This is a genomic window from Streptomyces sp. NBC_00390 (assembly GCF_036057275.1).
Lineage (GTDB): Bacteria > Actinomycetota > Actinomycetes > Streptomycetales > Streptomycetaceae > Streptomyces.
The window spans coordinates 5,770,105-5,781,678 of sequence record NZ_CP107945.1; the positions used below are offsets into that span (position 1 = coordinate 5,770,105).

The 11,574-nt window shown below is 75.5% G+C and carries 8 protein-coding genes; 3 read left to right on the top strand and 5 right to left on the bottom strand.

What is annotated here, in order from left to right:
- The first annotated feature begins 211 nt into the window (after positions 1-211).
- Together cutA and OHS70_RS25390 are read left to right on the top strand one after the other, a co-directional pair.
- Entirely contained in the window at positions 212-553 is a 342-nt protein-coding gene (cutA, locus tag OHS70_RS25385; RefSeq protein ID WP_328400853.1) for a divalent-cation tolerance protein CutA, read from the top strand.
- Positions 550-981, top strand: a complete 432-nt coding sequence (locus OHS70_RS25390) for a gamma-glutamylcyclotransferase family protein (RefSeq protein ID WP_328400855.1) — start codon at positions 550-552, stop codon at positions 979-981. Before cutA ends, OHS70_RS25390 begins: the two co-directional genes overlap by 4 nt.
- Before the next feature lie 376 nt (positions 982-1,357).
- Here OHS70_RS25390 and OHS70_RS25395 read toward each other — a convergent pair whose 3' ends face one another.
- From OHS70_RS25395 to OHS70_RS25405, 3 genes are all read right to left on the bottom strand, one after another.
- Positions 1,358-3,499, bottom strand: coding sequence for a molybdopterin oxidoreductase family protein (locus OHS70_RS25395; RefSeq protein ID WP_328400857.1), 2,142 nt, complete (start codon positions 3,497-3,499; stop codon positions 1,358-1,360).
- A 121-nt stretch (positions 3,500-3,620) separates the two neighbouring features.
- On the bottom strand, positions 3,621-4,202 hold the full coding sequence (locus OHS70_RS25400; RefSeq protein WP_328400859.1) for a TIGR03086 family metal-binding protein: 582 nt from the start codon (positions 4,200-4,202) through the stop codon (positions 3,621-3,623).
- Positions 4,203-4,264: 62 nt separating this feature from the next.
- The gene (locus tag OHS70_RS25405; protein WP_328400861.1) at positions 4,265-4,981 is read right to left on the bottom strand and encodes a SanA/YdcF family protein; all 717 of its coding nucleotides are present in this window, start codon (positions 4,979-4,981) and stop codon (positions 4,265-4,267) included.
- Between the two features lie 72 nt (positions 4,982-5,053).
- On the opposite strand from OHS70_RS25405, the gene OHS70_RS25410 reads away from it, so the two are divergent.
- Positions 5,054-5,824, top strand: a complete 771-nt coding sequence (locus OHS70_RS25410) for a hypothetical protein (RefSeq protein WP_328405895.1) — start codon at positions 5,054-5,056, stop codon at positions 5,822-5,824.
- Here OHS70_RS25410 and OHS70_RS25415 read toward each other — a convergent pair.
- Both OHS70_RS25415 and OHS70_RS25420 read right to left on the bottom strand, forming a co-directional pair.
- A complete protein-coding gene (locus tag OHS70_RS25415) occupies positions 5,722-7,596 on the bottom strand; it encodes a hypothetical protein (protein WP_328400863.1) in 1,875 nt (624 codons plus the stop codon). The two genes, OHS70_RS25410 and OHS70_RS25415, sit on opposite strands and share 103 nt — an antisense overlap.
- On the bottom strand, positions 7,593-11,495 hold the full coding sequence (locus OHS70_RS25420; RefSeq protein ID WP_328400865.1) for a DUF5682 family protein: 3,903 nt from the start codon (positions 11,493-11,495) through the stop codon (positions 7,593-7,595). Before OHS70_RS25420 ends, OHS70_RS25415 begins: the two co-directional genes overlap by 4 nt.
- Positions 11,496-11,574 lie beyond the last annotated feature (79 nt).

Below are 11,574 nucleotides of genomic sequence, written 5' to 3' on the forward strand. Positions count from 1 at the left end.
TTTGCAGGTCAATGCCTGGTGCGCGGCTGATCGGGTGGCATGGGACACCGGCCGAACCGAATGGGTGACGCGGGCGCCTCGCCCGTGCCGTCGGCGCCGGCCGGGCACGCTCGCCGCACCGGGGGCGGCGTCCGGCCGGGGCCTGCGTACGGTGGCGTCGTGGGCCCTGCCCGGCCCGGCATCCGCCGATCACCACGAAGGAGTCCCAGCCGTGGACCGACCGCCCGCCCCGCCGGCGCTGCTGGCCGTCCTGACCACCACCGACAGCGCGCAGAAGGCGCATGAACTGGCCCAGGGCGCGGTGGAGGCGCGGCTGGCGGCCTGCGCGCAGATCTCCGCGCCCGTCACGTCGGTCTACCACTGGCAGAACGCGATCGAGACCGCCGAGGAGTGGCAGATCCTCTTCAAGACCACCCCGGAGGGCTACGACGCGCTCGAAGCCCATCTGATCGCGGCCCACGACTACGACACGCCCGAGATCATCGCCACGCCGGTGGTACGCGGCTCCGCGGCGTACACGGCCTGGGTCCGGGCGGAGACCGCCGCGCGATGACCGCCGTGGAGCTCCCGTTCTTCGTCTACGGCACGCTGCGCCCCGGTCAGCACAACCACGACGCCGTCCTGCACGGCCGCACGGCCGCCGAGAAGCCCGCGACCCTGCCGGGCGCGCTGCTGTACGACGGGCCGGGTTATCCGTACGCCGTCGAGGACCCCGGCGGTGGCACGGTCGCCGGCGAGGTGGTGACGGCGGCGCCGGGGGAGTACCGGGAGCTGCTCGTTGTGCTCGACCACTTGGAGGAGTTCATCGAACCGGGCCACCCGCGCAATCTGTACGAGCGGGTGGCGCGCGAGGTCATCGGCGAGGACGGCACGGCGGTACGGGCCTGGGTGTATGTCGCCGCGGAGGGTGTCGCGCGCGAACTGCGGGACCGGGGCCGGACGATCGAGGGCGGCGACTGGGTGGAGAGGGCCAGGCGGTAGGACTGGGGCCCGGCCGCCGGCCGGGACGTGGGAGACCCGGCCGGGCGGTGGGACGAGAGGCCGGGCCGGGCGGTGCGGGACCCGGCCCGGCCGACCGGGGTCACGGCCACGTCCCGGACGGCGGCCGTGTACCGGCGCGCCGGCCGGACCGTGTGCGGTGCGGTCCGGCCGGCGCGTCGCGGCCCTGTGAGGTCCTGTCCGCCGGGCCCGGCGAACCTGGGAGGTCCGGTCGCCCGGCACGGCCGACCCTTGGGATCCCGGCGCGCGCGGCGCGCCGGGATCCGGTGCGCCCGGCCGCGGCGGTCCGGCCGCTCGCGAGGCCGGACCGGCGGACCGGGACGGACCGCGCCGGGCCCGGCCTGAGGTCCCCCGTACCTCAGGCCGCGGCCACCGGCGCGGTCTGCTGCGCGAGTTCCACGCGGACCGCGCACACCTTGAACTCGGGCATCCGTGAGGTCGGGTCGAGTGCCGGATTCGTCACGCTGTTGACCCGGCCCTCGCCCGGCCAGTGGAAGGGCATGAACACGGTGTCCGGCCGTATGCCGCCCGTGATGCGTGCCGGGCCCACCGCCCGGCCGCGCCGCGACACCACCGCGACGGAGTCCCCCTCACGGACCCCGAGGCGTTCGGCGAGCTGCGGATGCAGCTCCACGAACGGCCCGGGCGCGGCCGCGTTGAGCTCGTCGACCCGCCGGGTCTGCGCGCCGGACTGGTACTGGGCCACGACCCGCCCGGTCGTCAGCAGCACCGGGTACTCCGCGTCCGGCTCCTCGGCGGCGGGCCGGTGGCCGACCGGGACGAACCGGGCCAGCCCGTCCGGCGTCGCGAACCGGTCCAGGAACAGTCGCGGCGTCCCCGGATGGGCGGGCGCGCCCCCCTCGTCGGAGGGGCTGTCCGGGCACGGCCAGAACACGCCGTTCTCCTGTGTGATCCTGGGGTACGTGATGCCCGAGTAGTCCGCCGGACCGCCCGCCGACGCACGGCGCAGTTCGTCGAAGACCTCCTCCGGGTCGCAGGAGAACCCCTTCTCGTGGCCGAGCAGTCCGGCGAGCGCGCCCAGCACCTCGAGATCGCTGCGTACTCCGGGGGGCGCGTCGACGGCCTTGCGGCGCAGCAGTACCCGGCCCTCCAGGTTCGTCGTCGTACCCGTCTCCTCCGCCCACTGGGTGACCGGAAGCACCACGTCCGCCAGCGCGGCCGTCTCCGACAGCACCACGTCCGCGACGGCGAGGAAGTCCAGGGAGCGCAGCCGCTCCTCGATGTGCGCCGCACGCGGCGCGGACACGACCGGGTTCGACCCCATCAGCAGCAGCGACTTCACGTCCTGGCCCAGCGCGTCCAGCAGCTCGTACGCACTGCGTCCCGGCCCGGGCAGCGTCTGTGGCTCCACACCCCACACCGCGGCGACATGGGCGCGCGCCGCCGGGTCGTCCAGCTTGCGGTAGCCCGGCAGCTGGTCGGCCTTCTGGCCGTGCTCCCGGCCGCCCTGCCCGTTGCCCTGCCCGGTCAGACACCCGTAGCCGGACAGCGGGCGGCCCGCCCGGCCGGTGGCCAGGCACAGATTGATCCAGGCGCTGACCGTGTCCGTGCCCTTGGAGTGCTGCTCGGGCCCGCGCGCGGTGAGCACCATCCCGGTCGGCGCGTCGCAGAACATCGCCGTCGCCTCGCGCAGCTGGGGCACGCCGACGCCGGTGATCCGCTCGACCAGTTCGGGCCAGTGCGCCATCGCCGCGGCCCGCGCCTCCGGCCAGCCGCTCGTACGGGACCGGATGAACTCCTCGTCCGTGCGCCCCTGGGCCACCACCACGTGCAGCAGCCCGAGCGCCAGCGCGAGATCCGTGCCGGGCCGGGGCGCCAGATGCAGATCGGCCTGCTCGGCGGTCTTCGTGCGGCGCGGGTCGATGACGATCAGCTTGCCGCCGTTCTCCTTCAGCTCGGTCAGATAGCGCAGCGCGGGCGGCATCGTCTCGGCGAGATTGGAGCCGACGAGGATCACGCACCCGGTGCGGGCGATGTCCTCCAGCGGGAACGGCAGCCCCCGGTCGAGCCCGAAGGCCTTGTTGTGCGCGGCCGCCGCCGACGACATGCAAAAACGCCCGTTGTAGTCGATCTGCGAGGTGCCGAGCACGACCCGGGCGAACTTGCCGAGCGTGTACGCCTTCTCGTTCGTCAGACCGCCGCCGCCGAAGACTCCCACCGCGTCCGGACCGTGCTGCGCCCTCGTACGGCGCAGCCCGTCCGCGATCGCGGCCAGGGCCTCCTCCCAGGTGGCCGGCTCGAGCCGGTCTGTGGCGTGGGATCGGACGAGCGGTTCGGTCAGGCGCACCCGGGAGGAGAGCAGGGAGGGGGAGGTGCGGCCCTTGCCACACAGCGCACCCCGGTTGACGGGAAAATCGGCCCGTTCCACCACCTCGACGACCGCGCCGCCACCGGCACCGGGGGCAGGCGTGGCGCGCAGATTCATGCCGCACTGCAGGGCGCAGTACGGGCAGTGGGTCGGGGTGGTCTCGTCGCGCATGGTGCCCAGCGTGGAACGTCCGTGTTACGCGGGCGGACGCTTCGCATTACGAGCGGGGTACGCCTGCCTCCGTGCGCACCCCGCCGCCCGGTGAGGACACCTCGTGGGCCGTGGCCCCGGGTCAGCCGCGCCGGCCCAGCATTGCCAGGAGCCGGGACTGGTGGCTGTCACCCGGTGGCGGCTCGATCGGCGGCGCGAACAGCCCGGACTTCGACAGTTCGGCCGCATACGGAGTGACCTCCTCCAGGGCGAAGGCCACCAGCTCGTCCGGCAGCCGCTCCGACGCGCCGATCGCCCGTGACAGGTCCCAGGAGTGCACCACCGCGTCCGTGATCATCTGCGCGCAGTACGCGACCGCCGGAGTCTCCCCGTACGACAGCCGCACGGTCCGCTCCAGCGCCCCCTCGGCGGCGAAGGCCTTGCGTGCCGCCCGCGCGGCCTCGTCCCAGGCGGTCTTGGGGCGGCTGCCGAGAACGTCTCCGTCATAGGCGTCGCCCACCTCCGCGATCGACGCCCCGTCGCTCACCAGATCGGGCACCCACAGCTGCTCGGCGGTGAGGTGATTGACCAGATCGCGTACGGACCACTCCGTGCACGGCGTCGGATCGTCCCACTGGTCGGTGTGCACGGCGTGCACACGCTCGGTGAACAGGGTGAGCGCCTCGGAGTGCCGGGCCAGGAGCGTTGCCACGTCGTTTTCCATACGGATCACTGTTGCGCGCCGCGGACCGGGACGCGAGTCCGGCGGGGGACCGCCGGTGCCTGTCAGCGGCCGGTGGCGTCGGCCAGGGCGTCGTGCACCCCCGGCTCCTTCGCGCCGAGGAAGTGCGGGTCGGGCCGCAGCGCCGCGTCCAGCGACGCCTTGCCGGCCGCGAACATCTCCCGTACGCCGCCGTAGTACCAGGTCGCGTCGTGCGGCTCGACGACCCCGACGCCGTACGCATCGACCCCGGCCGCGTTGCACAGCGCGACGGCGCGCCGGATGTGGAAGCCCTGTGTCACCAGGACCGCGTGATCGACCCCGAAGATCTTCTTGGCCCGTACGCACGAGTCCCAGGTGTCGAACCCGGCGTAGTCGCTGACGATCAGCCTGTCCGGCACACCGCGCTCGGCGAGATAGGTGCGCATCGCGTCGGGCTCGTCGTACTCCGCCCGGCTGTTGTCGCCGGTGACCAGCACGACCTTGACCTTGCCCGTCCGGTACAGCTCGGCTGCGGTATCCAGGCGGTGGGCGAGATACGGCGTGGGCCGGCCGTTCCACAGCCCGGCCCCGAAAACGACGGCGACCTCCTGTGCGGGGACCTCGGCGGCGGTACGGACCCGGCTGTCGGCGACCGCGTGCATCCAGGTCGCGGGCGCGAGCGCGAACACGCACCCGAGCATGACCGCCTGCACGGTCCGGCGCCGGGCGCGCCGAGTACGCGGCAGCCGGGGTCTCGGCAGGCTCCTGGGCAGGCGCAGCTTCTTCAGAGGTCCCCTCATGCCAGGTCAGACGTCGTCCCGCGGTAAAAGGTTCGGTCGGCCGCACGGCTTCCTGACATGATCACCGCCATGATGGCCGAGAGGGCGCTCGTGGGGGCCCGCAACAACGCAGAGTGGTGCGACGCGATGTGCCGCGCCCACGCAGTGCCGGGCGGCTTCGGCGCCCGCGCCTGGACCAGCGCGCGCCGGACACCGCTGCTGTACCCCGACGCGGTGACGCTGACCCGGGACGCGAGGGCCGACGACGTCCTCGGCACGGTCGACACGGCGAGCGCCGGCTGCTCGGTCAAGGACAGCTTCGCGGCCCTCGATCTGACGGCGGCGGGGTTCGATGTGCTCTTCGAGGCGCAGTGGCTGCACCGCCCGGGCGATCTGCCCGCCCCCGCGGCGCCGCCGGAGACCGAGTGGAAGCAGGTGACGAGCCCCGCCGGACTCACCGAGTGGGCGGCCGCCTGGGACGGCGGACAGGGCCTGGCCGGCCTGTTCCGCCCGGAGCTCCTGTCCGACCCGGCGGTCACCTTCCTGGCCGCGCACTCCCGGTCCGGCACGCGACAGGGGCGCATCGTCGCCGGAGCCGTGGTGAACCTCGGCGCCGGGGCCGCGGGAGTCTCGAACCTGTTCGCCGTGGACGACGACCTGGACGGCGCCTGGGCCGGCTGCCTGGGCGCCGTCGCCCGGCGGTGGCCGGGCACGCCCGTCGTCGGGTACGAGCACGGGGACGACCTGGACGCCGCGATCCGTCAGGGCTGCGCCCCGGCCGGGCCGCTGCGGGTCTGGCTCGCGTCCGGGCCGGCTGCAGACCATGCCGCCGCAAGCAGCGAACCGGCCGCCGCCGACACATAGACCGCGGCCGCCAGCCATGCCGTCGCGAACGCGTCCGGGTCGCCGGGCAGCAGCCGCCCGAGGGCGTCGTGCCGTCGCTCGGCCGCTGCTGCGGCCAGCGCCCGTGCACAGTCCGCACCCGTGGTGAGGCCCACCGCCCGCAGCCGGCGCGGCAGTTCACCGTCGGCGGCCGCTGCCGTGACGGCCCGGCCGCCCGCGACCGCACGGTGGACGGCACGCCGCAGCAGATCCAGCTCGACCGGGAACGCGGGAGGCGGGGGGCACGGGGCGAAGACGGCCGACGGAGCGGGCACATCGGTGCGGTGAACCCGGCGCAGACCCAGGTCCACGCGTACGGTCCCGCCGTCGTGCCCCCTCCAGGCGGCGGCGAGCGCCCGTATGCCGTCCGGGCGGTCCGGCACGACCCGGCCGGCCAGCCGCAGCGCGAGCCCCGGGTACGAACCGAGCAGCCGGAGATTCTCCGCGTACGGCAACTCGGGCCGCTCGTCCGGGGCGAGCAGCCGCAGCGTGGGGCCACCCGTGACGGCGAAGCCGCCCTGACCGGTCATGACTCCGGAGAGGAACAGCAGATCGCCGCCCGCCGGACGGTCGTCGGCCGGCAGATGCAGCCAGTCCAGCGCGGATGCGAGCTGGTCCGCGGGTGGTTTCTGCCACAGCGCATCGAGCGGCGGTTCGTGCCAGGCCGCACCGGGCGCCCGTACGGAACGCAGACGGGCACCCCCGCCGATCCTGCCCTCCGGTGACACGGTCGGGTCGGTGAGGATCACCGCGCCGCCGTCGCCCCACTCGCGCAGCGACAGCGCACAGCCACCGGGCACCGGTGACAGGGCTGCCGCGGCGGCCCGCTCGGGACCTCCGGGGGCGATGTCCGAGAGCGTGCGCAGCCCGCCGTCGGGAGCGAGTGCGTAGCCGGTCGCGCCCACATACCCGGAGGCGGTGACCACCGGTTCGGTGAACAGGCCGTGCAGACGCAGCGGTTTGGCGGGCCGGTAGGCACGGCGGGCGGGCGTGACGGCGTCGGCCGGGCGCCGCAGAAGACCGAGCAGACCCGCGAGCTCGGCCGAGAGCTCGGACAGCCGGAAGCCGGGGTCGCCGGACCGCGCCTCGTCCAGCCGCCGGGCGATCCGCACCGCGGCAGCGGCGGGCAGCGGCAGCCCGGCGATGCGCGCCGAGTGCGCGGCGTGCAGCAGTTCCACCCGCTGTACGGCCCCGCCCCCGGCGACCCCCGCCACGAGCACGCCGGTGGCGGCGCGTCGCAGCCCGACGAGAGCGGACTGCTGCGCGGCGGTGAGGGGTTGGACGCCGCCGTCCGGCGCGTCCGGCTCCTTTGGTGCGGCGGCCGCGTCCGGCTTCTCCGGTACGGCGGCCGCGTCCGGCTCGTCCGACGTGGTGTGCGGCTCGTCCGGCGCGGTGTCCGGCTGAGGGCCTGTCCCGGCGGCCTGCTCCACGGCGGCCGGTCCGGCGGCCCCGGTTTCGGCCAGCGGCGCACTCGACAGCAGCGCGGCGCGGTGCAGGCAGGCAGGGGACAGCAGGCAGTCGCAGACGGCGTCCTCCGGGCGGGCCACGATCCCGTCCGTGACCTTCAGTGTCACGGACGTGTCCGCGTCCACCCGGACACGCACCCCGTCGTGCGTCGCCTCCACCGGCCAGCCGGAGGCCTTGGCGACGGCCGGGTCGATGCGCTTGCGCAGGCGCTGCGGGAGCAGTTCCAGCGCACCGGCCGCGACGTCGGCGGCGACCGGGGGCAGCGCGGGAGATGAGGGGCTGGTCACCGGTGCGAACCTCCTACGCGTTCGCCGACCCAGCGGGCCAGCTCCAGAGGGCTGAGGGCGGCCACCGGCATGCCCGCGGCGACGAGCCTGCCCGCCACGCCCGCCGAGTAGCGCGGGCGGCCCTGGTCGTCCAGGGAGGCGCAGCCCAGCACATGGCAGCCCGCGTCGACCAGCGCCCGCACCTCGGACAGCAGCGGGCCGACCGGGCCGCCCTCCTCGAAGTCGCTGACCAGGACGACCAGCGTGCGCGACGGCACGGTCACCAGCTCGCGCGCGTGGCGCAGGCCGCGGGCGATGTTCGTACCGCCGCCGACGCGGACCTCGAGGAGCAGGCTCAGCGGGTCGTCGACATGGTCGGTCAGGTCGAGGACCTCGGTGGAGAACGCGACGAAGTGCGTGCTCAGGACAGGGACCCCGGCCAGGACGGAGGCAGTCAGCGCCGACCAGATGGTGGAGGCCTCCATGGAACCGGACACGTCGACGACGAGCACCAGCCGCCAGTCGGCGGCGCGCCGCGAGCGCGTGCGGAAGACCGGCCGCTCCGGCAGGACCGTGACGGCCCCGGTGGCGGGGTCCCGGCTCGCGGTCGCCAGGTTGGCCCGCAGCGTGCGCGGGAGATCCAGCGGGCCGCCGGGGCGGCGGGTGGGACGCGGGCGGGCGAGCCCGGTGAGCGCGGGGCGCAGCCGGTTCGCGAGCGCTGTGGTCAACTCCCTTACCAGCCGGGCCACCAGCGGCCGGAGCCGGGCGAGCTGCTGCTCGGGCATGCCGCCGGCGTAGGACAGGACCGTGCGCAGCAGCTCCACGGAGGGCCGCGCGGCGGCGGGGTCCACCTCGAGGGCGGCGTCGAGCCGTCCGGCGTCGGCGGCGGCTGCGAGCACCTCCTCACGCACACCGGGCCCGAAGAGGGCGGTGAGCTCCTCGGCCCAGGCCCGGACATCGGGGTACGGCGCCTCGGTGCCGCCGCCCTGACCGCTGCCGCCGTACCCGTCCTCACCGCGCGAGCCCTCACCGTGCCCGCGCCCGTACAACTCGTCGAGTGCGGTGGCCACCCGCCCGGCACTGCCGGTCAACTCCCGGCCCTGCCCGAGCAGAAGCCGCCACCGCTCGCCGGCCCCGAGTCCGGCCGGGGCGGCAGGTGCCCCGCTCTCGGGGGTTCCGGGGTCGCCCGGGACACCGGACGGGGCTGTCTCCGGCCCGGTGGTCGCCGCGCCTGCGGGGGCGTCCGCCGCTGTCGCGGCACCCGACGCGGTGGTTCGGCCGGTCGTGGGTCCGGGTGGGGCGGGGGCCGCCCCGGGCGCGTTCGCGGCGGGGACGGCACCGGGACCGAGCGGTCCGACGAGGCCGTCGAGGCCGTGGCCGGACTCGGCACTGTGGCGGTGCGCTCGGTCACGCACGCCGACGGCTGCCGCACCGGGGTTGCCCGCAGGGGCGGTTCCGGGATCGCCCGGCGGGGCGGTCTCCGGCCCGGTCGCCGCCGCGACCGGCGACAACTGCCTTGCCGTGAGCGTCTCGCGGCCAGTCAGGTCCGCATCGGCCAGGAGGGCCAGGATCACCGGGTCGGTGACGGGGCCCGTGAGAGTGCCGGCCGCCGTGCCTGTGCGATCCTCCACCACTGCGAGCAGGCGGCCGCGCGCCGCCGGGGCGAGTGCTTCGAATCCAGCGCGCAGTGCCGGGAGCCGGTTCAGGAAGGCACGGTCGGGGAGGGACTCCACCCGCTCCAGCAGCGGATCCAGCGCCCGGCCCGCCTCCAGCAGCGGGCCCGCCGCGAGCAGCGTGCCGCGCAGGAACCCGGTGAGTGCGGTCCGCAGTTCCGGTGATGTGGCGCTGTCCGTTCGGGACGCCAGCCGGGTGCCGAACTCGCCCGCGTCCCGCTGCCCCAGCAGCACCCGCGCCGCGCCGGCCGCACCCCGGATCAGCGGCGTCGCCGACGCGTCCAGACGGGCCAGCGCGTCGGCGAGGCGCAGACCGCCGCCGAGGGCATCGGCCCGGCCGGCGAGCGCCACCAGTGCACGGGCGTCGTCCGGCTCGGTGGAGCCCGCGAGCCCGTCGAGCGCGCGTACACCGGCCGCCGACAGCTCCTCGTACGCCGCGTCGACCGCGGCCCGCTCCCAGGCCTCGCCGAGACCCGCCAGATGCCCGGAGCGGACGCGGTCCAACAGGGTCATCCCGGCCAGCAGTTCGGGCAGCGTGCCGGTGGCCGGGAGCAGCACGGCCGCCTCGGCCAGCAGCGAGAGGGCTAGCTCGGGAAGCGCGCAGCGCGCTGCCTCGGTCAGCCCCTCGATGACGTCGGCGGCGGTCGGGCCACCCTGCCGCTGCTGCTCGTGGCGCCGCCGTCGCAGCATCCCTGCGGCGGCCTGTTCGAGGGTCACGCCGTGCGCGCCCGCCATGTCGAGCATCGCCGTCGTGGACGGTGACCAGGCCGCCGCCCAGCGGGTCGTCAGCGCGGCGGCGTCGCCGACACCGGCGACGTGGGACTCCTCCCCGTAAGGGACATGGCAGAGCGTCAGCCGTCTCAGACAGATCTCGCGGCGCCGGTCCAGGTCACTGCGCAGGATGTCGAGCCGCAGCTCGCGTCGCCCGGGTTCGCCGGGTCCGGGCAGGCGCAGCTCGCCGAGCAGCGCCTCGACCGCGGGACCGAGTCCGGAACGCGGCGTGCCCGGTGCGAGCCGCCCGAGCCGTGTGCCGACCAGGACCCGCTCCATCGCGGCGGCCACCACCCGGCCACGCCCCAGCAACTGGCCCTGGGTGAGCACGGTCCGGGCCGCCTCCGCCAGTTCCCCCCGCCCGGCGGCGGGCAGCCCGCGCAGGGTCGCCAGGTCGCGTGCCATGCGCACCACTTCGCGGGCATCGGCGGGCCCGCTGGGATGCCCGGCGTCCCGCACGGCGGCACAGATCCGCACGGCCGTGCCGGTCAGCAGCTCGTCCAGCCGCCTGTGATCGCCGGCCGCGTGGAACACACCGTGCTGCCACTCCGGATCCCGGATCCCGGCGGGGTAGCCGGAGCGCTCGTCGAGCAGGGCGTACGAGTACGGCACCAGCGAGGTGACGACCGCAGGTCCCTCCGCCGACGGTTCCGTCTCCGCCGGGGCGGTGACGGACCCCGGCAGCAGTGCGGGTGCGTGGAACGCACCGATCACGGCAGCCGCCCGCCGGCCTGTCCAGGCCCGCAGATGACGCCGCATGTTCGCCTCGCGCCGCAGGTCGTGGGTGTCGACGGCACCCGTGTCCGAGCGCAGTGCCCAGCCGACGGCCAGTGCGGCGCGCCGCAGCGCCTCGGGTTCGGAGCCGGGTGCGGTCGCCTCCACCAGCCGGTCCCACAGATCGTCCCCGGGCCGTCCGCCGGCCCTGGCCCGCAGCGCGGCCGCGAGCGCTCCGGCGCGGGTCGGCCTCGCGGTCCGCGGACCGGTCTGCGCACCGGATCGTGCGCCCGTACCCGACCGCGGCTGCGCGCCGGCAACCGGCCCCTGACCCGGTCCGGCGTCCGGTCCGGCGTCCGGGCCCGGACCGGCAGGAGGATCCTCGGCAGGACGGGCGACCGGATCCGTCCCGGCATCCGAACCGGCATCCCACCGGGCCGCGAGCGGCAGATCGAACGGCACCACCTGCACGCCCGCCTCCCGTGCCCAGCGGATCGCCGCCATTTCCGGTGAGAACTCTGCGAACGGCAGGAACACCAGTCCGCGTCCGCCGTCTCCCCCACTGCCCGCGAGCGCGACCGGTGGCACCGTCGCCGGGTCGGCCAGATGCTCCAGCCACGGCGCGAACTCCTCGGGCAGCTCGATGAACAGCACCTCCGGCGCCGCCTCGGCCAGCAGCGCGGGCACCGCCGCCGCGAGCGCGGGGGAGTGGTGCCGTACCCCGATCAGATACGGGTCACGGCACCCGGCGAGCTCCGCCACCGCCCGCGCGGGCGACGCCGATCCTCCGTCGGACCCGGGGGTGCCGGCTCCGGTGGGCCCGGGTGATCCATCGGCTTCC

Coding starts and splice junctions, on each gene's coding strand:
- OHS70_RS25390 (WP_328400855.1), top strand. CDS start 550: ATGACCGCCGTGGAGCTCCCGTTCTTCGTCTACGGCACGCTGCGCCCC.
- OHS70_RS25395 (WP_328400857.1), bottom strand. CDS start 3,499: ATGCGCGACGAGACCACCCCGACCCACTGCCCGTACTGCGCCCTGCAG.
- OHS70_RS25400 (WP_328400859.1), bottom strand. CDS start 4,202: ATGGAAAACGACGTGGCAACGCTCCTGGCCCGGCACTCCGAGGCGCTC.
- OHS70_RS25405 (WP_328400861.1), bottom strand. CDS start 4,981: ATGAGGGGACCTCTGAAGAAGCTGCGCCTGCCCAGGAGCCTGCCGAGA.
- OHS70_RS25410 (WP_328405895.1), top strand. CDS start 5,054: ATGGCCGAGAGGGCGCTCGTGGGGGCCCGCAACAACGCAGAGTGGTGC.